The sequence below is a fragment of the Halomonas cerina genome, assembly GCF_014192215.1.
Lineage (GTDB): Bacteria > Pseudomonadota > Gammaproteobacteria > Pseudomonadales > Halomonadaceae > Halomonas > Halomonas cerina.
Map to the genome: position 1 here is coordinate 24288 of NZ_JACHXP010000014.1, position 25941 is coordinate 50228.

Genomic DNA, 25941 nt, shown 5'->3' on the forward strand with positions numbered 1-25941 from the left:
ACGCCGGATCATCGGTGATCGCTTACCACCGTGCAACCTGTCGGCTAACGGTAAAATAACGCTTCACGGCAGGCTCACCAAGCGATCGGCATGTCGTTCCAGTCGCGAAAGTTGCCGCTCTCTTCCGGCGTGCACTTGCTTAGCGCGTCCAGCAGCCGTCCGGCCACGAAGGCCGGGGAGAACAGCTTGTCCTCGGGGACCCGAGCCTGGAAGGGGCGTGAGAGGTCGGTGTCGGTGGTGCCAGGGTGCAGACTGATCACCATGGCCTGGGGATTGAGGCGGCGCAGCTCCACGGCCGCGGTCTTCATCAGCATGTTATGGGCTGCCTTGCTGGCCCGATAGCCATACCAGCCGCCCAGCCGGTTGTCGCCGATCGAGCCGACCCGGGCCGAGAGGCTGGCCACCACCACCGGGTGGTGTCCCTTCAGGTGGCCCTGCAGGGCCTTGAGCAGCAGCGCCGGGGTGACCGCGTTGACATGGAAGAGCCGGGTCATGGCCGTGGCGTCCAGGTCGTCGAGCTTCTTCTCCGGGGCAATTCCCTGCGCCTCGTCATGCAGCATGCCGATCGAGTTGATCACCAGATGCAGCGGAGCGTCATCGAGATGTGCCGCCAGGGTAGCCAGCCCGGCGTCGGTGGTGATGTCCGCCGACAGTGGCGACAGCCGCTCGTCATCGTGTTGCCGGGCATGGCGGCTGACCGCGAACACGCGGCCGGGGCGATCGCTTTCCAGCAGGGCATCGATAAGGGCACTCCCGATGCCACCAGAGGCACCGGTCACCAGAGCGGTGAAGCCATCAGGAAGCTGAGGCAACATGGGGCAGGCTGTCTCCATCGGGACCAGTAGGGGCGCGCAAGAAAGAGACCATGTGCAGGCGCAATGATTCCGTCCCGCGGCTGCCGGGACTCGGCCAGGTGCGTATAATGCGCCCATCCGCCCTGGTCGCAGGGCCTCACTCCACCGACCGAACCTAGGACGACATGACCGTACGTACCCGTATCGCGCCGTCTCCCACCGGCGACCCCCATGTGGGCACCGCCTATATCGCCCTGTTCAACCTGTGCTTCGCGCGCCAGCACGGCGGCCAGTTCATCCTGCGTATCGAGGATACCGATCGTGCCCGCTCCACCGCCGAGTCCGAACAGATGATCCTCGACTCGCTGCGCTGGCTGGGGCTGGAGTGGGACGAGGGCCCGGACGTGGGCGGTCCCCATGGCCCCTATCGCCAGAGCGAGCGTGGCGACATCTACGGGGAATATGCGCGCCAGTTGATGGCCTCCGGCCATGCCTTTCGCTGCTACCGCACCAGCGAAGAACTCGATGCCCTGCGCGAGGCGCGCAAGGCCGCCGGCATGCACCTGGCGCTCAAGCCGGCCGACCTGGCGCTGCCCGCCGAGGAGCAGGCCCGCCGGGAGCGCGAGGGCTGGCCCCATGTGGTGCGCATGAAGGTGCCGGCCAGCGGCACCTGCGTGGTCGAGGACATGCTGCGCGGGGCCATCGAGGTGGACTGGGCCCAGGTGGATGCCCAGATCCTGCTCAAGTCCGATGGCATGCCCACCTACCACCTGGCCAATGTGGTCGACGACCACCTGATGGGCATCACCCATGTGCTGCGCGGCGAGGAGTGGATCAACTCCGCCCCCAAGCACCAGCTGCTCTACGAGTACTTCGGCTGGCCGATGCCAGTGCTCTGCCACATGCCGCTGCTGCGTAACCCCGACAAGTCCAAGCTCTCCAAGCGCAAGAACCCGACCTCCATCAACTACTACCGGCGCATGGGCTTTTTGCCCCAGGCGGTGACCAACTACCTGGGGCGCATGGGCTGGTCGATGCCCGACGAGCGGGAGAAGTTCAGCCTCGACGAGATGATGAGCCACTTCGACATCCAGCGTGTCTCGTTGGGCGGGCCGGTCTTCGACCTGCAGAAGCTGACCTGGCTCAACGGTGTCTACATTCGCGAGGACCTGGATGACGACGCCTTCCTGCAGGCGCTGCGCGACTGGGCCTTCAACGAGGACTATGTGCGCCGGATCCTGCCGCAGGTGCGCCCGCGGGTGGAGACGCTCTCCGACGTCATGCCACTGGCCGGCCACTTCTTCTCCGGGCTGCCGGCGATCGAGGAAGGGGACTTCGATGTGGTCAAGCTGGGTCGCGAGGACCTGCTCAAGCTGCTGCAGTTCCTGGTCTGGCGCTTCGAGGCGGTCCCGGCCTGGCACAAGGAGGCCCTGTTGGCCGAGGTGAAGGCCCTGGCCGGCCATTTCGAGCTGAAGATGAAGGCCTTCCTGGCGCCGGTGTTCATCGCCATCACCGGCTCCACCTCCAGCACCTCGGTGATGGACGCCATGGCCATCCTCGGCTCCGACATGACCCGGGCCCGCCTGCGCCATGCCATCGAGGTACTAGGGGGCGTGTCCAAGAAGCAGGCCAAGCGCTTCGAGAAGGAATACCGGGAGCTGTAAGACGCGGCTGCGCCGCTTCTTCCTCCTTCTGAGAAGGTGTTGACGAAGCCGAAAGCAATCAGTACCATACGCTCCGTCTTCACGAGATATGGGGCCTTAGCTCAGCTGGGAGAGCGCGACACTGGCAGTGTCGAGGTCAGCGGTTCGATCCCGCTAGGCTCCACCACCCTTCTCGATTCGAAGTCGTTGCGTCCCATTCGTCTAGTGGTCCAGGACACCGCCCTTTCACGGCGGGAACAGGGGTTCGAACCCCCTATGGGACGCCATGCCGTTATTCTTGCGAGACGCTTCGAGCGTCTTTTTTTGTCCCCGGCCGTCAGGCGGGGATTCCCTCCAGTTGTTGTCATGTCGAGACGATATGCCGCCAAATGCACGCATATCAGGCTTGACTTGTCCACGTTTTCCGTTCTTTTGGGGTGTTCTGTGCACAGGGGCGCCAGCGAGGCCCCTAGTACGGGGCTTTGTCAATAAAGTCTTTTAAATCAAAGCATTGGGCGTGATTAAAAATTGATCAATCTAAGGCGAGGCCGCTGTTCATGGCGATTCGACGGCCTTTTCGAGATGTTTTGAACAGGGTTATCCACAGAATGTGTGGAAAACAGGGCGGCACCGCCGGTGCGACGCCTGGGTCTGGGAAAAAGGTAGCAAGATGAGTGCTTCCATCCTCATGTTAAGCAGAAAGTCAATAATAAGTGCTAGGCATGACTAAATTTTATCGATGACACATTTCATCTTGTCAGAAGTGGCCGCGCCACCAGGGCAGGCCCTCGCCGTACCGCGGTCGCTGGCCTCGAGAGGGCAAGGTGGTAGGCAAAACGCGCGAAGCCGCCCGCAGGCGGCTTCGCATCGTGCGGCGGCCGTGCCGCCGGGGAGACGACTTACTTAGTCGGGTAATCGCGCTGGGTGTGGCCCGTATAGAGCTGGCGCGGACGACCGATTTTGTAGCTATCGCTGAGCATCTCGTGCCAGTGGGAGATCCAGCCAATGGTGCGAGACACCGCGAAGATCACGGTGAACATGTTCTTCGGGATACCCATCGCCTTGAGAATGATACCTGAGTAGAAGTCGACGTTCGGGTAGAGCTTGCGCTCGATGAAGTACTCGTCCTCCAGGGCAATCTCCTCCAGACGCTTGGCGATCTTGAGCTGCGGGTCGTCGGCCATGCCCAGCTCGGCCAACACCTCGTCGCAGGTCTCCTTCATCACCTTGGCGCGCGGGTCGAAGTTGCGATAGACCCGGTGGCCGAAGCCCATCAGCTTGAAGGGGTCATCCTTGTCCTTGGCCTTGTCGATGAAGCGCTGGATGTTCTCCTCGGACTCGTCACCGATCTCGTCGAGCATGTTCAGCACGGCCTCGTTGGCTCCGCCGTGGGCCGGGCCCCACAGGGCGGCGATGCCGGCACTGATACAGGCGAAGGGATTGGCGCCGGTGGAGCCGGCCAGGCGCACCGTGGAGGTGGAGGCGTTCTGCTCGTGGTCGGCATGGAGCATGAAGATGCGGTCCATGGCCTTGGCGTAGACCGGGTTGACCCGATACTCCTCGCAAGGGTTGCTGAACATCATGTAGAGGAAGTTCTCTGCATAGCTCAGGTTGTTGCGCGGGTAGTTGAATGGCTGACCGATGTTGTACTTGTAGGACATCGCCGCGATGGTCGGCATCTTGGCGATCAGGCGGATCGCGCTGATTTCGCGGTCCTCCTGCTTGGAGGTGTCCATGTGGTCGTGATAGAAGGCAGCGAGGCCGCCGACCACGCCGCAGAGGATCGACATCGGATGGGCGTCGCGGCGGAAGCCCTTGAAGAAGTTGTTGATCTGGTCGTGGACCATGGTGTGGTTGGTGACACGGGAGCAGAAATCCTCGTACTGCGCGTCGTCCGGCAGCTCGCCGAACAGCAGCAGATAGCACAGCTCGACGAAGTTGGACTCCTTGGCCAGCTGGTCGATCGGATAGCCACGGTGCAGCAGCACCCCCTTGCCGCCGTCGATGTAGGTGATGGCCGACTGGCAGGAGGAGGTGGCCATGAAGCCCGGGTCGTAGGTGAAGAGGCCTTCGCCACCCAGGCCGCGTACATCGATGACGTCGGGGCCCAGGGTGCCCGAGTAGATCGGCAGCTCGATCGGCTTCTCCAGACCATCTACCGTCAGTGTCGCTTTCCTGTCAGCCATAACTGGCCTCCTCTCGAGTTCAAGGTGGGGCGATGAGTCGTGATTTCGCTGAAGTCGCCGGCGAAAAGGTTCGCCCACTATAGAAGCGTCCCAGCGATTGTCAATTAGCCCATGGCCCGCGGTTGCTTGTGAATGCTGCGATACAGCATAGCACTGTTGTACAGGAAATGCTGCTTCGCATCATGGTGGTGTGATGGCCACAAGGCCCTGGGTCGGGCCGGTCAGGAGCGTGTCAAGTCGGGGATTTTTGAGCTGGTACCAAAGTCGAGTTCGCATGTCGGCCATTTGTCATGGGTGGGGCATGTCCCTATAATCTTGTCGCGCGACTGGCAGGAAACGGCGCTTGTGGCACCGCCGCCACGAGCGAGTCCCTTCCCGAAACCACCGCCCGCTCGGGTCTCCCCGACAGCCGCAGAGTGGGCCAAGAGAGTGTGTAGAGAGCCGTGAATAGCAAACGACCCGTAAATCTGGATCTGTCCACGATACACTTCCCCCTTCCCGCCTTGACGTCGATCGCCCACCGCATCACCGGCGTCATCCTCTTCATCGGTCTGATCTTCGCCTTCTGGGCGTTGGATGCGTCACTGTCTTCCCCGGCCGGCTTCGCTGCCGTGAGTGATGCCCTGGCCCACAACTTCCTGGCCAAGCTGATCGCCTGGGGGCTGCTGTCCGCGCTGGCCTTCCACTTCGTGGCAGGCATCAAGCACCTGCTGATGGATATCAATATCGGCGTCACGCTCGAAGGCGGCATCAAGAAGGCGCAGATCACCGTCGTGGCAAGCGTGGTCCTGATCATTCTGGCTGGAGTCTGGGTATGGTAACCAATATCACGAATCTCGGGCGCAGCGGCCTCTCGGACTGGCTGCTCCAGCGCGCCTCGGCCATCGTCCTGGCCCTCTACACCCTCTTCCTCGTCGGCTACCTGCTGCTCAATCCGGGACTCGACTACATGGCCTGGAGTGGGCTGTTCGACCAGACCTGGATGCGCATCTTCTCGCTGCTGGCCTTCATTTCGCTGGCCGCCCATGCCTGGGTCGGCCTGTGGACCGTGACCACCGACTATCTGAAGTCGACTGGCATTCGTCTCGTCACCCAGACCGTCATCATCCTGGCCATCTTCGTGTTCCTGGTCTGGGGCATCCAAGTTCTGTGGGGAGCCTGATTCATGTCCAACATGCGTAGCCTGACGTTCGACGCCATCATCATCGGTGGCGGGGGGGCCGGTATGCGGGCCGCCTTGGAACTGGCCAAGTCCGGCAAGAAGACCGCCGTGCTGTCCAAGGTCTTCCCGACCCGTTCGCACACCGTGTCCGCCCAGGGTGGCATCACCTGCGCCATCGCCTCCGCCGACCCCGAGGATGACTGGCGCTGGCACATGTACGACACCGTCAAGGGCGGCGACTACATTGCCGACCAGGACGCGGCCGAGTACATGTGCTCCGAGGGCCCCAAGGCGGTCTTCGAACTCGAGCACATGGGCCTGCCGTTCTCCCGCTTCGACAACGGCCGTATCTACCAGCGCCCGTTCGGCGGCCAGTCCAAGAACTTCGGTGAAGGGGGGCAGGCCGCCCGCACCTGCGCCGCCGCCGACCGTACCGGCCATGCCCTGCTGCACACCCTCTACCAGAACAACCTGAAGAACAATACTACCTTCCTTAACGAGTGGTATGCCGTCGACCTGGTCAAGAATGCCAACGGCGATGTGGTGGGCTGTATCGCCATGGACATCGAGACCGGTGAGGTGGTTCACGTCAAATCCAAGGCCACCGTGCTGGCTACCGGCGGCTCCGGCCGGATCTATGCCTCCACCACCAATGCCCTGATCAACACCGGCGACGGTATCGGCATGGCGCTGCGCGCCGGCGTGCCGATGCAGGACATGGAGATGTGGCAGTTCCACCCCACCGGCATCCACGGGGCCGGTGTGCTGGTGACCGAGGGCTGCCGCGGCGAGGGCGGCTACCTGGTCAACAAGGACGGCGAGCGCTTCATGGAGCGTTACGCCCCCAACGCCAAGGATCTGGCCGGTCGTGATGTGGTGGCCCGGTCCATGGTCATGGAGATCCTCGAGGGTCGCGGCTGCGGCGAGCACGGCGATCACGTCTTCCTCAAGCTCGACCACCTGGGCGAGGAAGTGCTCAGCAAGCGCCTGCCGGGCATCGTCGAACTGGCCAAGACCTTCGCCCACGTGGACCCGGCCCAGGAGCCGATCCCGGTGGTGCCGACCTGCCATTACATGATGGGCGGCATCGCCACCAACGTGCATGGTCAGGCCATCGCCCAGGACGCCGAGGGCAACGATCATATCGTCAACGGCCTGTACGCCTGCGGCGAGGCGGCCTGCGTGTCGGTCCACGGCGCCAACCGTTTGGGCGGCAACTCGCTGCTCGACCTGGTGGTGTTCGGTCGGGCGGCCGGCATGTTCATCGAGAGTGCGCTCAACGAGGGTATCGAGTACTTGGATGCCAACGAGGCCGACATCGAGACCGCGATGAAGCGCATCACGCGCTGGAACGAGTCCGAGGGTGGCGAAAGTGTGCCGGCGCTCAAGCGCGAGTTACAGAACATCATGCAGAACGCCTTCGGCGTCTTCCGCCAGGAGGACAACATGCAGAAGGGGGTCCAGCAACTGGCCGAACTGCGTGAGCGTATCGCCAAGGCCCACCTGCCGGACAAGTCCGGTGCCTTCAACACCGCCCGGGTCGAGGCACTGGAACTCGACAACCTGATGGAGGTGGCCGAGGCGACTGCCATCGCGGCGCTGGAGCGCAAGGAGAGTCGGGGTGCCCACTCGCGCTATGACTATCCGGACCGCGACGACGTCAACTGGCTCAAGCATTCGATGTACTTCCCGGCCGAGAAGAAGGTCGGTCAGCGCGACGTCAACTTCGCGCCCAAGACCGTCGACATGTTCGAGCCGAAAGTCCGTACTTACTAAGGGGGAGTCACGATGTCCAAGCTTCAGGTATCCCTGTACCGCTACCACCCGGAAACGGACTCCGCTCCCTATATGCAGGAGTTCCAGGTCGACACCCAGGGCCGAGACCTGATGGTGCTCAACCTGCTTGAGATGATCAAGGAGGACGACAGCACCATCGCCTACCGGCGCAGCTGCCGCGAGGGCGTGTGCGGCTCCGACGGCATGAACATGAACGGCAAGAACGGCCTGGCCTGCATCACGCCGCTCTCCGCGGTGGTGAAGAACAACAAGCTCACGCTGCGCCCGCTGCCGGGGCTGCCGGTCATCCGCGACCTGGTCGTGGATATGGGGTTGTTCTACAAGCAGTATGAGCGCATCCATCCGTACCTGCAGAACGATACGCCGTCGCCGGCCATCGAGCGCCTGCAGTCGCCGGAGGAGCGCGACAAGCTCGACGGCCTCTACGAGTGCATCCTGTGCGCCTGCTGCTCCACGGCCTGTCCGTCGTTCTGGTGGAACCCGGACAAGTTCGTCGGGCCGGCCGGTCTGCTGCAGGCCTATCGCTTCCTGGCCGACTCCCGGGACACCGCGACCCGCGAGCGCCTGTCCGAGCTCGAGGACCCGTTCTCCGTGTTCCGTTGCCGCGGCATCATGAACTGCGTGGCGGTCTGCCCCAAGGGGCTGAATCCGACCCGTGCAATCGGCAAGATTCGCGAGATGCTGCTGGCCAATGCCACTTAAATCGGGACGGCCAGCTTGTTATCATGTTTGCCGGCCCATGGCTGCGGTCAATGGCCGCAGCCCTGACCCGGTCGACAGGTGAAAGAGAGCCGGTGCCCTGTGCACCGGCTCTCGACCATCGAATACCCGGTGTCCGCCTGGGATGCCGATACCACCCCATCAGTGCAGGGTGACCGAGACATGCAACAAGGCATAATGGAGTTGATGTGGCGCTCTTCCCACGTCAGTGGTGGCAATGCCCACTATGTGGAAGCGCTCTTTGAACAGTACCTCGAGGACCCCTCCGCCGTTCCCGACGAGTGGCGCCAGTACTTCGACCAGCTACGCCCCGACGGCAGCCCTGGCCAGGACGTTCCGCTTGCCCCCATCCGTGATCAGTTCTACGAGCTGGGCCGCCACCCCCAGGCCCGCGCCGCCCGGGCGGTCGACAGCGGGGAGAACCGCAAGCAGGTCAAGGTCCTCCAGCTGATCAACGCCTACCGCTTCCGCGGGCACCAGAAAGCCGACATCGACCCGCTTGGCCTGCGTAGCCCGATCCCCGTTCCCGACCTCGACCTCTCCTTCCACCAGCTCTCCAAGGCCGACCTGGACACCGAGTTCCAGACCGGCTCATTCTTCATGGGGCTGGACAAGGCGCCGCTCAAGGAGATCGTCAACGCGCTGGAACAGACCTATTGTCGCAGCATCGGCTGCGAGATCATGCACATCGTCGACACCGAGGAGAAGCGCTGGCTGCAGCAGCGCTTCGAGTCGGTGCGTTCCCAGCCCCGGTTCAGTGACGAGGTGCGCAAGCACGTGCTCGAGCGCCTGACCGCCGCCGAGGGCCTGGAGAGCTACCTGGCCTCCAAGTACCCGGGCACCAAGCGCTTCGGGCTGGAAGGGGGCGAGTCCTTCATTCCGATGATGGACGAGTTGATCCAGCGCGCCGGCGGCTATGGCACCAAGGAAGTGGTCATCGGCATGGCCCACCGCGGTCGCCTGAACGTGCTGGTCAACATTCTCGGCAAAAATCCCTCCGAGCTGATCGACGAGTTCGACGGCAAGAAGGTCATCGAGCGCGGCTCCGGTGACGTCAAGTACCATCAGGGCTTCAGCTCCAACGTCATGACACCGGGCGGCGAGGTCCATCTGGCGCTGTCATTCAACCCCTCCCACCTGGAGATCGTCGCCCCGGTGGTCGTCGGCTCGGTGCGCGCCCGTCAGGATCGTCGCAACGATGCCGACGGTGGCAAGGTACTGCCGATCAACGTCCATGGCGACGCCGCCTTCGCCGGCCAGGGGGTGGTCATGGAGACCTTCCAGATGTCTCAGACCCGGGCCTACCGGACCGGCGGCACGGTGCATATCGTCATCAACAACCAGGTGGGCTTCACCACGTCTCACCCCGAGGACTCGCGCTCCACCGAGTACTGCACCGACATCGCCAAGATGGTTCAGGCGCCGATCTTCCATGTCAACGGCGACGACCCGGACGCCGTGTTGCATACCACCCAGGTCGCACTGGACTACCGCCAGCAGTTCAAGAAGGACGTAGTGATCGATCTGGTCTGTTACCGCCGTCGCGGCCACAACGAGGCCGACGAGCCGTCCACGACCCAGCCGATGATGTACAGCAAGATCAAGCAGCATCCGTCGTCGCGGACCCGCTACGTGAATCGGCTGGTCGAGGCGGGGCTGCTCACCGACGACGACGCCAAGGCCATGATGGAGAAGTACCGGGACGACCTGGTGGCCGGCAACCATGTGGCCAATGCCCTAGTGCAGAAGCCCAATACGGCGCTGTTCGTCAATTGGAAGCCCTATCTCGGCCACGAATGGTCCGGCCACACCGACACCAGCTTCGACATGAGGCGCCTGCAGCACCTGGCAGCCCGGATGTGCGAGATCCCCGACGGGATCGAAGTGCAGCGCCAGGTGGCCAAGATCTATGACGATCGTCGCAAGATGCAGGCTGGCAGCCTGGCCCTGAACTGGGGGTTCGCCGAGACCCTGGCCTACGCCACCCTGCTCGACCATGGCCATCCGGTACGCCTGACCGGTCAGGACGTGGGGCGTGGCACCTTCTCCCATCGCCATGCGGTGATTCACAACCAGAAGGACGGCAGTGCCTACGTGCCGCTGCAGCACATGGTCGATGGCCAGCCGCGTTTCACCATCCACGACTCCTTCCTGTCGGAAGAGGCCGTGCTGGCATTCGAATACGGCTATGCCACCACGGCGCCCAACGACCTGGTGATCTGGGAAGCGCAGTTCGGCGATTTCTTCAACGGCGCCCAGGTGGTGGTCGACCAGTTCATCTCCTCCGGTGAGACCAAGTGGGAACGCCTGTGCGGCCTGACCATGCTGCTGCCCCATGGCTACGAGGGCCAGGGCCCCGAGCACTCCTCGGCCCGCCTGGAGCGTTTCCTGCAGCTGTGTGCCGAGCACAACATGCAGGTCTGTGTGCCCACCACGCCGGCGCAGATCTTCCATCTGTTGCGTCGCCAGGTGATCCGCAAGTTGCGCAAGCCACTGGTGGTGATGTCGCCGAAGAGCCTGCTGCGCCACAAGGACGCCACCTCGAGTCTCGACGAACTGGCCGACGGCCGCTTCCAGATGGTGCTGCCCGATCAGGGGGAGCGCGAGGCCGAGCAGGTCGAGCGCATCATCCTGTGTGCCGGCAAGGTCTACTACGATCTGGCCAACTGGCGGGAGGAGAATGCCCGAGATGACGTGGCCATCCTGCGTCTCGAGCAGCTCTATCCCTTCCCCGAGGAGGAGCTTTTCGAGGCCATCAAGGCCTATACCAACGCCTCCTGCGTGGTGTGGTGTCAGGAGGAGCCCCTCAACCAGGGCGCCTGGTACCCGAGCCAGCACCACATGCGGGCGGTGGCCGAGCGGCTGCGTGACGGTCTGGGACGTGACCTCAAGTTTGCCGGCCGCCCGGCCTCGGCCGCACCCGCCGCGGGCTACATGTCCGTGCATACCGAACAGCAGCGCCAGCTGGTGGAAGACGCCTTCAACCTCTGAGGCGTCTCACCGCGAGAGAGAACACACAAGGGAAACGACATGGCTACCGACATCAAGGCACCTACCTTTCCGGAATCCGTCGCCGAGGGCAGCGTCGCCGCCTGGCACAAGCAGCCGGGTGACAGCGTCGAGCGTGACGAGCTGATCGTCGAGATCGAGACCGACAAGGTAGTGCTGGAGGTGGTGGCGCCCGAGGCCGGCACCCTCAGCGAGGTGCTGGTGGAAGAGGGTGATACCGTGGAGTCCGAGCAGGTGCTCGGTCGCCTCGGTGAAGCCGCTGCCAAGGGCGGCGGCGACAAGAAGGCCGATGACCAGCAGGCTGACGAGGCGCCGGCCGAGGCCAAGGCGGAGTCGAAGGATGAGGCCAAGGAAAAGACACAGGACGAGGCCAAGCCGGCCGCCGGTGGCAAGACCCACGAGGTGAAGGCACCGAGCTTTCCTGAGTCCATCCAGGAAGGCACCGTGGCCAGCTGGAACAAGCAGGTCGGCGAGGCGGTCAAGCGTGACGAGTTGCTGGCCGAGATCGAGACCGACAAGGTGGTGCTCGAGGTGGTGGCGCCGGCCGACGGTGCGCTCGCCGAGATCAAGGCCGAGGAGGGCAGCCAGGTCACCTCCGAGCAGGTGCTGGCAACCTTCACCGAGGGGGCCGGTGGCGAAACCGAACCGACGGGGGATGCCGGCGGGGAGAAGGCCCCGGGATCGGCCGACGATGGCGCCAGCGACCAGCGAGTCGGTGACAAGATCCTGGCCCCGGCGGCCCGCAAGATGGTGGCCGAGCATGACCTCGACGTGAGCAGGATCGAGGGCACCGGCAAGGGCGGGCGCATCCTCAAGGAGGACGTGCAGAAGGCCCTCAAGGAGGGGACCGCCAAGAAGGCGGCCAAGCCCGCGGGGGGCGCTCAGGCGGCCGCGGCACCGGCTCCGGCCGTGGAAGGTGAGCGCCCCGAGAAGCGGGTGCCGATGAGCCGCCTGCGCCAGACCATCGCCAAGCGCCTGGTCCAGGCTCAGCAGACCGCCGCCATGCTCACCACCTACAATGAGGTGGACATGGGCGCGGTGATGGATCTGCGGGCCCAGTACAAGGACACCTTCCTCAAGGCCCACGATACCAAGCTCGGCTTCATGGGCTTCTTCGTCAAGGCGGCCTCCGAGGCGCTCAAGCGCTTCCCCGACGTCAACGCTTCCATCGACGGCACCGACATCGTCTACCACGGTTACCAAGACATCGGGGTCGCCGTGTCCACCGACCGCGGCCTGGTGGTGCCGGTATTGCGTGACACCGACAGCATGAAGATCGCCGATGTCGAGAAGTCCATCGTCGACTTCGGCAAGCGCGCCCGTGACGGCAAGCTCGGCATCGACGAGATGCAGGGCGGCACCTTTACCATCACCAACGGCGGTATCTTCGGCTCACTGATGTCGACGCCGATCCTCAACCCGCCCCAGACCGCCATCCTGGGCATGCACAAGATCCAGGAGCGGCCGATGGCGGTGAATGGCAAGGTCGAGATCCGCCCCATGATGTACCTGGCGGTTTCCTACGATCACCGCATGATCGACGGCAAGGACGCGGTGCAGTTCCTGGTGACCATCAAGGAACTGCTTGAGGATCCGGCCCGACTGCTGCTGGACATCTGATCTCGCGACTGACCGCAGACAAAACCTGCGAACTGCAACGAACAGGAGCCAACATGGCCGACAAGTTTGATGTGATCGTCATTGGCGCGGGCCCCGGTGGCTACGTGGCCGCCATCCGTGCCGCCCAGCTGGGCCTGAAGACCGCCTGTGTCGAGAAGTGGATCGGCAAGGAAGGCAAGGTGGCGCATGGTGGCACTTGCCTGAACGTGGGATGCATTCCGTCCAAGGCGCTGCTCGAGGCGTCCCACAAGTTCGTCGAGGCCAAGCACGACTTCGATGACATAGGGATACAGGCCGGTGACGTCAGCATGGACGTCAAGAAGATGATGGCGCGCAAGGACAAGATCGTGAAGAACCTGACCGGCGGCATCTCCGGTCTGTTCAAGGCCAACGGCGTCACCGCCATCGATGGCACCGGCAAGGTGCTGTCCAAGAGCCAGGTCGAGGTCACCGACCAGGACGGCAAGGCCACCACCTATGAGGCCGACAACATCGTCGTCGCCGCCGGCTCTGTGCCGGTGGAGATCCCGCCGACTCCGCTCAAGGACGACCTGATCGTCGATTCCACCGGTGCCCTGGAGTTCCAGGAGACCCCGAAGCGCCTGGGCGTGATCGGCGCCGGCGTCATCGGCCTGGAACTGGGTAGCGTGTGGAATCGTCTGGGCTCGGAGGTGACCATGCTCGAGGCCATGGACGATTTCCTGCCCATGGTCGACACCGCCATCGCCAAGGAGACCCAGAAGCTGCTCAAGAAGCAGGGCCTGGACATCAAGCTGGGGGCCCGCGTCACCGGCTCCGAGGTCAAGGGCAGCGAAGTCGTGGTCAAGTACTCCGACAGCAAGGGCGATCAGGAGATGACCTTCGACAAGCTGATCGTCTGCGTCGGTCGCCGGCCCTACACCCAGGGTGTGATCGCCGATGGTGTGGAGGTCAACCTGGATGAACGCGGCTTCATTCAGGTCGACGATCAGTGTCGCACCAGCCTGCCGGGTGTCTACGCCATCGGCGACTGCGTGCGCGGCCAGATGCTGGCCCACAAGGCGTCCGAGGAAGGCATCATGGTGGCGGATATCATCGCCGGCCACAAGGCAGAGATGAACTACGACGCCATTCCCTGCGTCATCTATACCTTCCCGGAAGTGGCCTGGGTCGGCATGAACGAGCAGGATGCCAAGGCCGCCGGCATCAAGGTCAAGACGGGCGCCTTCCCGTTCGCGGCCAGTGGTCGTGCCATGGCCAACAACGCCACCGAGGGGCAGGCCAAGGTCATCGCCGATGCCGAGACCGACCGGGTCCTGGGCATGCACATCGTCGGCCAGCATGCCGGCGAGATGATCGCCCAGGGCGTGATCGCGCTGGAATTCGGCTCCAGCGCCGAGGATCTGGCCCTGACCTGCTATGCGCACCCGACCATGTCGGAGGCCGTGCACGAAGCCGCGCTGGCCGTGGAAGGCCATGCCATCCACATGGCCAACCGCAAGAAGAAGTAAGGACAACAAGCGCCACCCGCCGGGTGGCGCGTCGCTTCCGGCGACGTACCGGGAGCGGACGGTGATGACCCGGGAGCGGCAAGCGCTGTCGGCCCCTTCCGGTCATCGTTCGAGTCACATGCAACCAATGGCATGAATCGATGAACCTTCACGAGTATCAGAGCAAACAACTGTTTGCCGACTATGGTCTGCCGGTGTCCAAGGGCTTCGCCGTGGACACGCCCGAGGAAGCCGCGGAATCCTGCAAGAAGATCGGCGGCGACAAGTGGGTCGTCAAGGCCCAGGTGCACGCCGGGGGCCGCGGCAAGGCCGGCGGTGTCAAGCTGGTCAAGAGCCCGGAGGAGGCCAAGGCCTTCGCCGAGTCCTGGCTGGGGAAGAACCTGGTGACCTTCCAGACCGACGAGAAGGGGCAGCCGGTCACCAAGATCCTGGTCGAGACCTGTACCGACATCGCCAATGAGCTCTATCTGGGTGCGGTAGTCGACCGGGGCACGCGCCGCGTGGTGTTCATGGCGTCCACCGAGGGGGGCGTGGAGATCGAGAAGGTCGCGGAAGAGACCCCCGAGAAGATCCTCAAGGCCGAGATCGACCCGCTGGTGGGTGCCCAGCCCTATCAGGCGCGTGAGCTGGCCTTCGCCCTGGGCCTCTCCGGCAACCAGGTCAAGCAGTTCACCAAGATCTTCCTGGGCCTGTCCAAGCTGTTCCATGACAAGGACCTGGCGCTGCTGGAGATCAACCCGCTGGTGATCACCGAGGAAGGCAACCTCCACTGCCTCGATGCCAAGATCAACCTGGACGGCAATGCCCTCTATCGCCACCCGGACCTGCAGGCGATGCGTGACCCCTCCCAGGAGGATCCGCGCGAGGCCGAGGCCGCGGCCTGGGAACTCAACTACGTGGCCCTGGAAGGCAACATCGGCTGCATGGTCAACGGCGCCGGCCTGGCCATGGGCACCATGGACATCATCAAGCTCAACGGCGGTCAGCCGGCCAACTTCCTCGACGTGGGCGGCGGTGCCACCAAGGAGCGCGTGGCCGAGGCCTTCAAGCTCATCCTCTCCGATGATTCCGTGAAGGCCGTGCTGGTCAACATCTTCGGCGGCATCGTGCGCTGCGACATGATCGCCGAGGGCATCATCGGCGCCGTCGAGCAGGTCGGGGTCAACGTGCCGGTGGTGGTGCGTCTCGAGGGGAACAACGCCGAGCTGGGGGCCGAGAAGCTGGCCTCCAGCGGTCTGAACATCATCGCTGCCACGAGCCTCACCGATGCGGCTCAGCAGGTCGTCAAGGCAGCGGAGGGCAAGTAATGAGCATCCTGATCGACAAGAGCACCAAGGTCATCTGCCAGGGCTTCACCGGCGGCCAGGGGACCTTCCACTCCGAACAGGCGATCGCCTATGGCACCCAGATGGTCGGCGGCGTGACCCCGGGCAAGGGCGGCCAGGAGCACCTGGGCCTACCGGTATTCAACACCGTCAAGGAAGCCGTGGAGCAGACCGGCGCCGAGGCCAGCGTCATCTACGTGCCGGCCCCGTTCTGCAAGGACTCCATCCTCGAGGCCGCCAACGCCGGCATCAAGCTGATCGTGTGCATCACCGAGGGCATTCCGACGCTGGACATGCTCGACGTCAAGGTGAAGTGTGACGAACTGGGCGTGCGCCTGATCGGCCCGAACTGCCCTGGCGTGATCACCCCCGGTGAGTGCAAGATCGGCATCATGCCGGGCCATATCCACCAGCCCGGCAAGGTCGGCATCGTGTCGCGTTCCGGCACCCTGACCTATGAGGCCGTCAAGCAGACCACCGATCACGGCTTCGGCCAGTCCAGCTGCGTGGGTATCGGCGGTGACCCCATCCCGGGTTCCACCTTCATCGATATCCTGGCAGAGTTCGAGAAGGATCCGGCGACCGAGGCGATCGTGATGATCGGCGAGATCGGCGGCACCGCCGAGGAAGAGGCCGCCGCCTACATCAAGGAACATGTCAGCAAGCCGGTGGTGTCCTACATCGCCGGGGTCACCGCGCCTCCCGGCAAGCGCATGGGCCATGCCGGTGCGATCATCGCCGGTGGCAAGGGCACCGCGGACGAGAAGTTTGGTGCCCTGGAAGCGGCGGGCGTTAAGACCGTGCGCTCCCTGGCAGAGATCGGCGACGCCCTGAAGGAAGCCGCCGGCTGGTAAGCCGATCGCGTCCTGCTAGGCGCAGCAGCGAAAGGGCACCTTGGGTGCCCTTTCGTGTGTCAAGGGGGCGAAGCGTCCCGCTCACTCGGCCAGGCACCAGCGATCACGACCCTCACGCTTGGCGTCCAGCAGGGCCTGGTCGGCGCGGTAAATAGTGTCCCGATAGTCCTCGCCCGGATGATGCTCGGCGATGCCGATACTGGCGGTGAGCACCAGGCGCTCTGCCCCGAGCCTCAGGTCCAGGCCCCGCAGGCGCTCGCCGAGTCGCCTCACCAGGGCCTCGGCCTGGTCCAGGCCGGTATCCGGCAGTACCAGCAGGAACTCCTCACCGCCCCAGCGGCCGCACAGGTCGTTGGCGCGCAGTGCGCTTTTCAGGGTCTGAGCCAGGGCGACCAGTGCCCGGTCACCGGCGGCATGGCCATGGCGGTCGTTGATGCGCTTGAAGTGGTCGATGTCGACCATGGCCAGGCTCAGGGGGCCGGCCTGACGCTTATCGGCCGCCATGCAGTCCAGATGCTTGGTCAGGTGGCGGCGATTGGCCAGTCCCGTCAGCGGGTCGCGGGTCGAGACGTCCTCGAGGGTCTGGTTGCGCTCGTGCAGCAGGTCCTGGTAGCGGTCGGCGATGCGTGACAGCTTGCGCTGTCGCTTCAGCTGCCGCTGGAGCTGGTGGCGGGTCGCGTGGAGGTCCTGCTGGGCGGTCTGCTGGAAGCCATCGGCGATGCTGACCAACCGCTCGAGTCGCTCCCGCTGCTCCAGGTGGTGGTGGTAGAGCCGCTCGAGGGCCGAGCGCAGGGGATGGCCTTGGTGGGACGTCATGGCGAGCAAGGCTTCTACCTCATCGAGCAGCGCCTGGTCTCGTGAGTTCACGCGGAGACCTCGAGGGGGCGGATGACGAAGGAGAAGGTGCAATCCTCCCTGAACTCCTCGGCCAGCTCCGCGATGCGCTCGTTGCGGGGATCGTAGTGCCAGACGACGCCGACCTTGCGGTCTTCCCGATGGGCATCCTCGAGCAGGTCGAAGATGTCCATCATCGCCTTCACCGAGCTGGTATTGAGATAGACGAGCTCCAGCGAGAGCTCCAGGGGCCGGGACTCGCGTTCCAGGAAGGCCTCGACCCAGTCGATGACCCGGCTGAACAGCTCATAGGAATTCTCCGGGTAGGAATCGCCTTGCAGGCTGAGGCGGCCTGCCTGCCAATCGCTCTGAATGGCGGGAGTCGAGGCGCTGCCGGGAAGGTTCAGATCTTGGCGCATGGGAGGATGACCGTTCAGATGGTGGCTGTCAGGCTAAAAAAACTTTGGCCAGAAGACAACGGCTGCAGTGAGGTCTGCAGCGGTCGGGATGACTTGCGGGCCATGTCGATCAGGCCTAGGCCAGCGCCGCTGGGAGCGGCCTCGTCCCGCGGCCGGCGCAGCTGCTGTTTGTAAGCTTTCTTGAGTTCGATGGCGTCGAGTCCCGCCAGGCCCGCCACGGCCTCGACCAGGTGTCGGCCGTCGGCGTCCTCCACCAGGTTGCCCGCCGAGACCAGGTAGTGTCCGGCTTCGTCCCGGGCCACGGCAATGGTGGCGGTAGCCTGCTCCTCGTCATAGCCTTGCTGGTTGGCGTAATGGCGGATGTTCTGGGTCATCTCGATGTAGACGGCGAAGACGTCCATCGACGCCGAGAGGGCGGCCGACTGGCGGTTCAGGTAGTTGCGCAGGGCATGACCGATCTCCTCGATCAGGCTGCGCGAGATCGGGCCGTTGAAGCACAGCATGATGCGCTGTTGCAGGTAGGTGTCGCGCAGGGTCAACAGGTCCATGGCGTCTCCGGGCCAGAGGGTTGAAAGGTGACGAGGCGCTGGCCTCCCTCCTCGGGGGCCACGTCGAAGCGGAAGCACAGCAGGGTGATGTCATCTCGCTGGGCATGCTCACCGCGGTAGGCATCCAGCTCGGCCGCGTAGGCAGCGATCTGGGTGGCCAGCGGTGCCGTCGCGTGGCGGCGCAGCATGGCCTTGAAGCGGGTATGGCCGTAGCCGAAACCGTGCTCTCCACCGGCCTGGTCGAGGAAACCGTCGGAGCACAGCGTGTAAGTCCAGTCCCGATGCAGGGGCATGACCCGGTTCTCGTAGGTCATGGCGCGCTTCTGTCCCAGGGCACGCTTACCGCCGGGGTGTACCTCCATCCGCTCGCCGTCGCTGGCATAGAGGGGCATCTTGGCGCCGGCGAAGGTCAGGCGGCCGGCACCGTGCTCGATCCATACCAGCCCCACATCCATGTTCGTGGCGATGGAGGCGGGCAGCGACTCCTTGTGCAAGGTGGCTCGATTCTGGCGGTCGGTTTCGTTGAGGATGGCGGCCGGGTCGTGGGCGCCGACCTTGAGGATGGCATTGTCGATGATCGCCCGGGCCAGCATGGTCATCAGTGAGCCTGGGACTCCGTGCCCGGCGCAGTCGATGACGCCCATCAGGTAGCCCCGCTCGGTGGCGCGGAAGACATAGAAGTCGCCGCCCACCTGGTCCCGGGGGCGCCATAGCACGGCATGGTGGTCGGCCAGGTGGGTGGCCAGTTGACGGCTCGGCAGGATGGCACGCTGGATGATGCTGGCATACTCCAGGGAGGCGTCGATCTGTCGCCGGGCGGCGGTCATCTCGGCGTTGGTCGCTTCCAGGTCCCGGGTGCGCTGGCGCACCCTCTCCTCCAGTTCCTGGGTATGGTGCTCGACCCGCCGGGCCATGTGCGCGAAGGCCCGGGACAGCTCGCCGATCTCGTCACCCCGCTCGGTGGGCAGGCGGCTGGTGTAGTCGCCGTCGGCGATGGCTCGGGCCGAGTGCTGCAGCCGGCGCAGGGGGGCCAGGATCAGGCGATCGGTGCCATAGGCGAAGCCGGCCATCAGGATGGTCAGGATCAGGGCCAGGGTGGCCACCAGCGGCCAGAACCAGCGACTCTCGAGGACGGGGGCGCTCTTCAGGTCCAAGGCCGAGACCAGCAGCCACTGGAGCTCGGGGATGTAGCCGACGGTGAGCAGTCGCGGTTCGCCCTCGAGGCTGACTTCCAGGGTATGCAACTCGCCGGGATGCCGGCGGGCCTCGAGCATGGCGGCTTCCAGTCGCGTCTGCTGGTCGGCGTTGCCCAGCAAGGCCTGCAGGCGGCGGGTGTCGCCGTCCAGGCCTGCCTGGGCACCGGAGCTCAGGGCGAGACGTCGGCGATCGGGATGGGCCTGGATGGCGCCTCGGGCGTCGACGATCATCGGTGTCAGGCCGGGAGCGGTGTTGCGCAGGAAGTCATCGAGGAAGCGACTCAGGTCGAGCCCACCGCCGGCCAGACCCAGCGGTCGGCCGGCCTCCATGACCTTGACGTTGAACCACACCCTGGCCTGGTCGAGCTTGGCATCGACATTGACGTTGATGTTGTAAGAGGAAGTGCTGTCCATGGTCGCGAAGTACCAGGTGTCCTCCGGGTCCTCCGGCGACAGTCGGTAGCGGGGGCGACGGCTATGGGATGAATCAGCGTCATTGTAGTAGTAGTCGCCGCTGGTATGGTCGATGGCGAAGTAGGCATTGCCGCTGAACTGGTGGCGGAAGCCCTCGGCCTCCCGGAAGAAACGGTCGCGCTTGTCGGGATCGTCCGGTGATGCCAGCCACTCGCGGGTCACCACCGAACCGGCGAAGCGCCGCGACAGGGCGAGTTCCCGCGACACCGGCGCGAGGATCCGCTGCATGTGCAGCAGGGTGTACTGCCCGGCATAGCGGGTGGCGAAGTGGCGCCGCACGTCATCCATGGCCTGCCAGCCGATCAACAAGGCCGGAATCAAGGCAAGCAGGCAGGCCATCAACAGGGTCAGGGTCGACTGGCCGCGCAGTCCCCAGCGGTTGGCCATGGGCAGGTTCCCTTGCGTGGGTCCGGCGTCGACACGCGTGGCGTGTCATGGCCGAGCTCCTTCGGTACTAGATAATTACTACCATGCCACAGCCGACGGGAAACTACGATCCACGGCCCAGGCGGTGCAGGGCTATCGCAGATAGCGGTATCGCTCGGGGCTGATCCGTCGACAGGTCTGCGAGGGGGCGCTGTGAACCCCTCTACGACCTGTCCTCGGCGCCCCCGTCAGATCCAACTGCGATAGCCTTGCCAGGCGGTGCTGGGGCCAGCACGCGGTCGAGGCAGCCAACGGGCTCACCGCCAGCCTGAAGACCTGTAGGCGACAGTGGGGCGACAACCGCAACGCAAGACGGCGACCCTCGGGGCGCCGTCCTGTCGCAGGGTCACGACTGGGGTCAGTCCGCCGGGCGCCCGACCAGCGAGCGTGTCTCCTCACGGGCCTCGGTCAGCGCCACGCGGATGATATCCCCGAGCTTGAAGCGCTCCTCGCCCTCGATCTGGATGCGCCCTTCCTTGTCGTCGATGGCCACCTTGTCACGGTCACTGTGCATCAGCGGTGCCGGGATGAAGGCGGTAGCGCCGTTGGCGGTCAAACGTACGCGCATGCCCCCCCGATTGATGGCGATGATCTCGGCCTCGAAGGTCTCCTGGGCCTCGGCGGCCGGGCCCAGATAACGCACGTAGAGCCAATCCTTGACGTCGCGCTCGGCCATGCGGTTCAGGCGGCGGCGTTCGGTGAGCTGTTCGGTAAGCGCCTGGCTCGCCTCGGCCGGTGCCTGCTCGCCCCTGAGCACCCGCTTGATCAGCCGGTGGTTGACCATGTCCCCGTACTTGCGGATCGGCGAGGTCCAGGTGGCGTAGGCGGTCAGGCCCAGGCCGAAGTGGGGGCCGGGCTGGGCCGACATGCTGGTAAAGCCCTGGAAGCGGCGCAGGCGGGCGTCGAGCCAGGCGTCGTCGCGGCCCTCCAGGTGGCGCTTGAGTTCCCGGTAGCGAGGCAGCTCGGTGAGCTGTTCGCGCTCCACCTCGATCTGCTGGTCGGCAAGGAACGCCTGGGCGGCCTCGGCCTTCTCCGGCTCGAAGGCGCGGTGCACGTTGAAGATCCCGTGGCCGACATGCTCGGCGAGCAGATGGGCGCAGCAGGCGTTGGCCGCGATCATCGACTCCTCGATCATGCGGTTGGCGATGCGCCGTGCCTCCGTGCGGATATCCAGCACATTGCCGGCCTCGTCGAGGTCGAAGATATAATCCGGGCGGTCTTTGAACACCAGGGCATGCTCGGCGCGCCAGGCGCTGCGTGCCTCGGTCAGGTCGCGCAGGGCCTTGAGCTGCTCGCCGATCGCCTCGTCCGGTGCCCAGTCGCCCTGGCCCTCGAGCCAGTCGGAGACGCGATCATAGGCCAGCTTGGCGTGGGAGCGGGCGGTGGCGGCGAAGAAGCGGTAATCGCCGAGGCGGCCGTCGGCTTCGATCTCCAGGGTGCAGGCCAGCACCGGTCGGTCCCGGCCCTCCCACAATGAGCAGAGATCATCGGCCAGCTGCTCGGGGAGCATGGTGACGTTCTGACCCGGCAGGTAGACGGTGAAGGCACGGGTGCGAGCCTCCAGGTCGGCGGCGTGGCCTTCTTCCACGTAGGCGGTGGGATCGGCGATGGCCACGGTCAGCGACCAGCCGCCGTCGTCGCGGGGCACGATGCGCAGGGCATCGTCCATGTCGCGGGTCTTCTCGCTGTCGATGGTGAAGAAGGGCTCGGCGGTGAGGTCCTCACGCGTGAGCCCCTCGTCGCGCAGCGGCCAGTCATTGCCGGCCTCCGGGCACTCCTGCTCCAGGGCGTGGCGGGCCAGGGTGACGCGCCAGGGCACGGCGGGATCGTCGGCCTTGGCCACCAGCTCGTCGATCTGGGTGAAGAAGCCGCGGTCGTCGGGCTTGAGGGGATGGCGCACCAGGCGGGCCACCACCCAGTCGGTGTCACCGATGCTCGCTTCGTCGAGGCTGCGCTTGATGCGCGCCTTGAGCACGTTGTTCACCGACGGGTGGTCAGGGATTACCGCCAGGCGCCCATCGCGCTTCTGCACCCGGGCGATGAAGCGTGCCATGCCGGTCTCGAGAAGGGTATCGGGCTCTACGGACGTCTTCTCGCCCTCCTCGTGGAGGATGGCCTCGACACGGTCGCCATGCAGCACCTGCTTCATGGCGGGAGGCGGCACAAAGTACGACTCGCCGTCGTCGGTCTCGAGGAAGCCGAAGCCGCGGTCGGTGGCCTTGATCACCCCCTCGACGCGGGGTGTGGTCTCGCGGATCTGTTGCTTGAGCTGGGCAAGCACCGAGTTGTTCTGCAGCATGGTCACGATCGGTTGGCGGGGGTAAGGGAGCCACTATACGGATTCCGTCCGCCCGCGCCAATCGTGGCAATGCCGGCAAGCCGTCTCCGGATAGCGCTAGGTGGAAAGTGACCCCAGCCGTGTCGCGATAGGCCGTCACGGAGGGCCGGAACACCCGATCGAGGGATCGCCCCTAGTGGACGGTGATCACGCTGCAGGGGGCGGCGTGGCTGATCTTGTGGGAGACGCTGCCCACCACCAGCCCCTTGAGGTCGCCGAGCCCGCGACTGCCCATGACGATGGCATCGACCCCGCGCTGCTTGGCCTCCTCGAGAATACGCTGGGCGGGACTGCCCTGACCGATCACCGTCTCGACATTCTCGATGCCGAGGGTCCGGGCTTCTTCCGCGGCCTTGTCGAGCAGCTCCCGGCCGATCTTTTCGCGCTTCTCGAGGGTGGCCTCCATGGGCACCGCGCCGAGTCCCCACACCAGCAGGGGCTCGTGTTCCAGGGCCTCGGGAATGTGCAGCAAGACGAGTCGGCTGTCTTCCTGGCGGGCCAGCCTGCAGGCCACACTGAGCGCCAGGCGCGAGTGTTCCGAACCGTCGATGGGTACGAGAATGGACTGGAACATGGGGGATCTCCTTGCCGGGCCAAGGTGAGAGTATTTCCAGCCTAGTCGCTGGCTCGGCCCATGTCATGACATGGATCAAGCCTCCGGCGACTCGTCGCGCTCGAGCCGGCGCAGCTGCTGCCAGAGCTCGCGGCGGATGTCGGCCACCCGGGGCTGTTCATCGGCCGCGAAGGCCAGCGGGCGCGTCAGGCGCTGGGCACGCAGGCCCAGCCGGGCGCCCAGCAGCCCGATGCCGAGCCCCTGGCCGGCCCGGGCGGATAGCTTGCCGGCCAGGTTGAGCGAAAGCAGCTCCATGCCGGCCTGGGCGGCCATCTCGCTGGCCCCGGCGAAGGCCATGTCGCGCAGCACCTGGCGCAGTAGCCGCAGGCGTGCTGCATAGCCGAGCTCCAGACCATAGAGGCGGCACAGTCGGTCGATCAGCGCCAGGTGGCGCCAGGCGACCAGGCCCATGTCGACCAGCGTCAAGGGGCTCACCGCGACCATCACCGCCGTCTCGCCGCACATGCGGGAGATCAGCCGGCGGGCCTCCCGGTCACGCGGGGCCAGCAGATGATGGGCGAGCAGTGTCTGCAGGTCGTGGCCGTCGTGATGGGGCTGGCGGGCCGCCTGGAAGGCGACCCAGTGAGGATGGTCATCGTCCAGGTCGAGCTGGCGCTTGAGGCGCTCGGCGAGGCTTAGGGCCTGCTTGGGTCGGCGCTCGGGCAGTCGGGACAGCGCCTGGCGCAGGTGCTCGTGACGTCGAAGACGACGCAAGCGCCATAGCTCCCGCAGCAGAGCCGTGATGCCGGCGCCGATGGCGCCGAGCCCCAGCAGTTGCCAGCCCAGGGCCAGCCAGTCGTTGCCGGCCAGGGCCGAGGGCAGGGTGAGGACCAGCTCGGCCGCGCCCAGGCCCAGGGCGCCAAGCAGCAGGGCCAGCAGGCCACGGTGGCGGCGCCGTGGCGGGGCGAGGCCGGCGGAGAGCGCCTGGTCGGCCGGTGTCTCCGGCGCGGGCGAAGGGGCGAGGGCGCGGCTCGGCAGGTCGGGCGCGAAATGGCGTCGCGGATCGGGGTCAGCCGGCGACGGGGGCGGCTCGTCCAGGTCGAAGCGCCGGCTCGGTCGGGGATCGCGGGTCGGGGTCATGTCAGCTTGTCTCCGATCAGCCAGTCCAGGGCGCTGTCCAGGCGGATATGCGGCAGCGCTCCGCCCTCCCTTGGCAGGGGACGAAAGGCGGTGAAGGTGAAGCCTTGGCGTGCCCAGAAGGCGGCATCGGGCAGGCGGTTGGGCACCTCGCCGGGGAACATCAGCACCTCCTCGCCCGCCAGGGTGGTGCCGCGCAGGGCCGGCAAGGTCTCGCCGCGCTGCTCGACTTCCCGTGCCTCGGTGGCGCGGATCGAGGCCAGCGACAGGGCGCGCACCGGCACGTCGGCGAAACGCAGGTCCTTGAGCGGCTCGGCCAGCAGGGCTTCGAGCAGGCCGACCAGCCGAGCGTGCTGTTCCGGTGTCACATGGTCGGCCTTGGTGGCGGCGATGGCCAGGCGGTCGATACGCGGCGCGAAGAGGCGCGAGAGCAGGCTGCGCCGGCCGTAGTCGAAGCTCTGCATCAGGTTGGCCAGGGCCCGGGACAGGTCCTCGAAGCGCTCGGGACCCGCGTTCAGTGCCCCCAGCACGTCCACCAGCACGATCTGGCGATCGAAGCGCCGGAAGTGCTCACGGTAGAAAGGCTTCACGATGTGCTGCAGGTAATGGTCGAAGCGCCGGGCCAGGGTGGCGTAGAGGCTCTGTGCCGGCAGCGCTGCCAGGGTGTCACGGTCGGCCTCGGCGATGCCGGGCAAGGGAAAGAATTGCAGGACCGGGGCACCGGCGAGCTCGCCGGGGAGCAGGAAGCGGCCGGGCTGCAGGTCCGAAAAGCCGGCTTCCCGGGCCGCTCGCAGACCCGCGGCATAGTGCTCGGCGATCTCCGCGAGCCGTGCCTCGTCGACCTCGCTGGCCGGGTCCAGGGTCGAGACGGCGTCGTGCCAGACGGCGAAGAGGCCGGCACGCTCGCAGCCGATGGTCGGCTGTTGGGCCTGACTCCAGCTCAGGTAGTCGTGGCCCAGCAGCGGCAGGTCGAGCAGCCATTCTCCGGGGTAGTCGAACAGATCCAGCGTCAGCTCACGGGTCTCACCGCCCAGCAGGCGGCGTCGGCTCGGCCGGTAGCGGATCACCAGGCGCAGTTCGCTGATACCGCGGGTAGGCTCGGGCCAGCGGGGCGGGGTCGCGTCCAAGGCGCTCATCGCCTGGTCGTAGGGAAAGCGCGGCACGCCGAGATCCTGCTGGGCGACCCGGCGCGCGCCAAGCAGTCGCCCCTCCCGGGCGGCAGGCAGCAAGTCCAGGCGGGCCTCGAGGCCGGCGTGGCGGAGCTGGTTGACCAGCGACGTAAGAAAGGCGGTCTTGCCCGAGCGCGACAGGCCGGTCACCGCCAGCCGTAGCTGGCGGTCCCGGCCGCGTTCCAGCAGGTCGTGCAGTTCCCGGGTCAGGGGATGGCGCATGGCATGGCGTCCGTGTCGGCGATCA

At 65.5% G+C, this 25941-nt stretch carries 20 protein-coding genes and 2 tRNA genes; 12 read left to right on the plus strand and 10 right to left on the minus strand.

Translation table 11 applies throughout. The annotated features are described in order from the left end of the window. Positions 1-74 precede the first annotated feature (74 nt). Entirely contained in the window at positions 75-815 is a 741-nt protein-coding gene (locus FHR94_RS13625; protein WP_183326277.1) for an SDR family NAD(P)-dependent oxidoreductase, read from the minus strand. 164 nt (positions 816-979) lie between these two features. On the opposite strand from FHR94_RS13625, the gene gltX reads away from it, so the two are divergent. The 3 genes from gltX (at position 980) to FHR94_RS13640 (ending at position 2724) form a co-directional block, all read left to right on the plus strand. Continuing rightward, on the plus strand, positions 980-2458 hold the full coding sequence (gene gltX, locus FHR94_RS13630; protein WP_183326278.1) for a glutamate--tRNA ligase: 1479 nt from the start codon (positions 980-982) through the stop codon (positions 2456-2458). 90 nt (positions 2459-2548) lie between these two features. Further along, positions 2549-2624: transfer RNA gene (locus FHR94_RS13635), tRNA-Ala, on the plus strand. Between the two features lie 24 nt (positions 2625-2648). Next, positions 2649-2724, plus strand: a tRNA-Glu gene (locus FHR94_RS13640). 612 nt (positions 2725-3336) lie between these two features. On the opposite strand, the gene gltA is transcribed toward FHR94_RS13640, so the two are convergent. Beyond that, positions 3337-4623, minus strand: a complete 1287-nt coding sequence (gene gltA / locus FHR94_RS13645; RefSeq protein ID WP_183326279.1) for a citrate synthase — start codon at positions 4621-4623, stop codon at positions 3337-3339. Between the two features lie 443 nt (positions 4624-5066). Between gltA and sdhC the strand changes: the two genes are divergently transcribed. The 9 genes from sdhC (at position 5067) to sucD (ending at position 16600) form a co-directional block, all read left to right on the plus strand. Next, positions 5067-5444 (plus strand): succinate dehydrogenase, cytochrome b556 subunit, encoded by a 378-nt coding sequence (gene sdhC, locus FHR94_RS13650; protein WP_183326280.1) that lies wholly within the window; start codon positions 5067-5069, stop codon positions 5442-5444. Then, entirely contained in the window at positions 5438-5785 is a 348-nt protein-coding gene (gene sdhD, locus FHR94_RS13655; protein ID WP_183326281.1) for a succinate dehydrogenase, hydrophobic membrane anchor protein, read from the plus strand. Before sdhC ends, sdhD begins: the two co-directional genes overlap by 7 nt. Positions 5786-5788: 3 nt before the next feature. Then, positions 5789-7561, plus strand: coding sequence for a succinate dehydrogenase flavoprotein subunit (sdhA, locus tag FHR94_RS13660; RefSeq protein WP_183326282.1), 1773 nt, complete (start codon positions 5789-5791; stop codon positions 7559-7561). 12 nt (positions 7562-7573) lie between these two features. Beyond that, positions 7574-8284, plus strand: coding sequence for a succinate dehydrogenase iron-sulfur subunit (locus tag FHR94_RS13665; RefSeq protein ID WP_183326283.1), 711 nt, complete (start codon positions 7574-7576; stop codon positions 8282-8284). Positions 8285-8464: 180 nt separating this feature from the next. Further along, positions 8465-11293 (plus strand): 2-oxoglutarate dehydrogenase E1 component, encoded by a 2829-nt coding sequence (locus FHR94_RS13670; RefSeq protein ID WP_183326284.1) that lies wholly within the window; start codon positions 8465-8467, stop codon positions 11291-11293. 39 nt (positions 11294-11332) lie between these two features. Continuing rightward, positions 11333-12931 carry a 2-oxoglutarate dehydrogenase complex dihydrolipoyllysine-residue succinyltransferase gene (odhB, locus tag FHR94_RS13675; protein WP_183326285.1) on the plus strand — a complete coding sequence of 533 codons (1599 nt, stop codon included), beginning with the start codon at positions 11333-11335 and terminating at the stop codon, positions 12929-12931. Between the two features lie 53 nt (positions 12932-12984). Beyond that, positions 12985-14421, plus strand: a complete 1437-nt coding sequence (gene lpdA, locus FHR94_RS13680) for a dihydrolipoyl dehydrogenase (RefSeq protein ID WP_183326286.1) — start codon at positions 12985-12987, stop codon at positions 14419-14421. A gap of 140 nt (positions 14422-14561) precedes the next feature. Further along, positions 14562-15728 carry an ADP-forming succinate--CoA ligase subunit beta gene (gene sucC, locus FHR94_RS13685; RefSeq protein ID WP_183326287.1) on the plus strand — a complete coding sequence of 389 codons (1167 nt, stop codon included), beginning with the start codon at positions 14562-14564 and terminating at the stop codon, positions 15726-15728. Further along, positions 15728-16600 (plus strand): succinate--CoA ligase subunit alpha, encoded by an 873-nt coding sequence (gene sucD, locus FHR94_RS13690; protein ID WP_183326288.1) that lies wholly within the window; start codon positions 15728-15730, stop codon positions 16598-16600. The genes sucC and sucD overlap by 1 nt, the downstream gene beginning before the upstream one ends. 81 nt (positions 16601-16681) lie before the next feature. Here sucD and siaD read toward each other — a convergent pair whose 3' ends face one another. The 8 genes from siaD to FHR94_RS13730 all read right to left on the minus strand — a co-directional run bounded on the left by siaD (position 16682) and on the right by FHR94_RS13730 (position 25916). Next, the gene (gene siaD / locus FHR94_RS13695) at positions 16682-17467 is read right to left on the minus strand and encodes a biofilm regulation diguanylate cyclase SiaD (protein ID WP_343064671.1); all 786 of its coding nucleotides are present in this window, start codon (positions 17465-17467) and stop codon (positions 16682-16684) included. Further along, positions 17464-17853, minus strand: coding sequence for a biofilm regulation phosphoprotein SiaC (gene siaC / locus FHR94_RS13700; RefSeq protein WP_183326289.1), 390 nt, complete (start codon positions 17851-17853; stop codon positions 17464-17466). Before siaC ends, siaD begins: the two co-directional genes overlap by 4 nt. Before the next feature lie 14 nt (positions 17854-17867). Continuing rightward, a complete protein-coding gene (siaB, locus tag FHR94_RS13705; protein ID WP_183326290.1) occupies positions 17868-18401 on the minus strand; it encodes a biofilm regulation protein kinase SiaB in 534 nt (177 codons plus the stop codon). Beyond that, positions 18389-20458: a biofilm regulation protein phosphatase SiaA gene (gene siaA, locus FHR94_RS13710; RefSeq protein WP_183326291.1), complete on the minus strand. Its 2070-nt coding sequence runs from the start codon at positions 20456-20458 to the stop codon at positions 18389-18391. Before siaA ends, siaB begins: the two co-directional genes overlap by 13 nt. 397 nt (positions 20459-20855) lie before the next feature. Then, a complete protein-coding gene (locus tag FHR94_RS13715; RefSeq protein WP_183326292.1) occupies positions 20856-22796 on the minus strand; it encodes an exoribonuclease II in 1941 nt (646 codons plus the stop codon). A 172-nt stretch (positions 22797-22968) separates the two neighbouring features. Beyond that, positions 22969-23409, minus strand: a complete 441-nt coding sequence (locus tag FHR94_RS13720; RefSeq protein WP_183326293.1) for a universal stress protein — start codon at positions 23407-23409, stop codon at positions 22969-22971. Positions 23410-23484: 75 nt separating this feature from the next. Beyond that, a complete protein-coding gene (locus tag FHR94_RS13725) occupies positions 23485-24528 on the minus strand; it encodes a TIGR01620 family protein (protein WP_183326294.1) in 1044 nt (347 codons plus the stop codon). Further along, the gene (locus tag FHR94_RS13730; protein WP_183326295.1) at positions 24525-25916 is read right to left on the minus strand and encodes a YcjX family GTP-binding protein; all 1392 of its coding nucleotides are present in this window, start codon (positions 25914-25916) and stop codon (positions 24525-24527) included. The genes FHR94_RS13725 and FHR94_RS13730 overlap by 4 nt, the downstream gene beginning before the upstream one ends. Between the last annotated feature and the right edge of the window lie 25 nt (positions 25917-25941).

Excerpts from the sequence above, each read along its gene's own strand:
- odhB (WP_183326285.1), top strand. The coding sequence starts at position 11,333 with ATGGCTACCGACATCAAGGCACCTACCTTTCCGGAATCCGTCGCCGAG.
- FHR94_RS13665 (WP_183326283.1), top strand. The coding sequence starts at position 7,574 with ATGTCCAAGCTTCAGGTATCCCTGTACCGCTACCACCCGGAAACGGAC.
- sucD (WP_183326288.1), top strand. The coding sequence starts at position 15,728 with ATGAGCATCCTGATCGACAAGAGCACCAAGGTCATCTGCCAGGGCTTC.
- siaB (WP_183326290.1), bottom strand. The coding sequence starts at position 18,401 with ATGGACCTGTTGACCCTGCGCGACACCTACCTGCAACAGCGCATCATG.
- gltX (WP_183326278.1), top strand. The coding sequence starts at position 980 with ATGACCGTACGTACCCGTATCGCGCCGTCTCCCACCGGCGACCCCCAT.
- sdhA (WP_183326282.1), top strand. The coding sequence starts at position 5,789 with ATGTCCAACATGCGTAGCCTGACGTTCGACGCCATCATCATCGGTGGC.
- sdhD (WP_183326281.1), top strand. The coding sequence starts at position 5,438 with ATGGTAACCAATATCACGAATCTCGGGCGCAGCGGCCTCTCGGACTGG.
- FHR94_RS13720 (WP_183326293.1), bottom strand. The coding sequence starts at position 23,409 with ATGTTCCAGTCCATTCTCGTACCCATCGACGGTTCGGAACACTCGCGC.
- FHR94_RS13730 (WP_183326295.1), bottom strand. The coding sequence starts at position 25,916 with ATGCGCCATCCCCTGACCCGGGAACTGCACGACCTGCTGGAACGCGGC.
- FHR94_RS13715 (WP_183326292.1), bottom strand. The coding sequence starts at position 22,796 with ATGCTGCAGAACAACTCGGTGCTTGCCCAGCTCAAGCAACAGATCCGC.
- FHR94_RS13670 (WP_183326284.1), top strand. The coding sequence starts at position 8,465 with ATGCAACAAGGCATAATGGAGTTGATGTGGCGCTCTTCCCACGTCAGT.
- lpdA (WP_183326286.1), top strand. The coding sequence starts at position 12,985 with ATGGCCGACAAGTTTGATGTGATCGTCATTGGCGCGGGCCCCGGTGGC.
- gltA (WP_183326279.1), bottom strand. The coding sequence starts at position 4,623 with ATGGCTGACAGGAAAGCGACACTGACGGTAGATGGTCTGGAGAAGCCG.
- sucC (WP_183326287.1), top strand. The coding sequence starts at position 14,562 with ATGAACCTTCACGAGTATCAGAGCAAACAACTGTTTGCCGACTATGGT.
- siaA (WP_183326291.1), bottom strand. The coding sequence starts at position 20,458 with ATGGCCAACCGCTGGGGACTGCGCGGCCAGTCGACCCTGACCCTGTTG.
- siaC (WP_183326289.1), bottom strand. The coding sequence starts at position 17,853 with ATGCGCCAAGATCTGAACCTTCCCGGCAGCGCCTCGACTCCCGCCATT.
- FHR94_RS13625 (WP_183326277.1), bottom strand. The coding sequence starts at position 815 with ATGTTGCCTCAGCTTCCTGATGGCTTCACCGCTCTGGTGACCGGTGCC.
- FHR94_RS13725 (WP_183326294.1), bottom strand. The coding sequence starts at position 24,528 with ATGACCCCGACCCGCGATCCCCGACCGAGCCGGCGCTTCGACCTGGAC.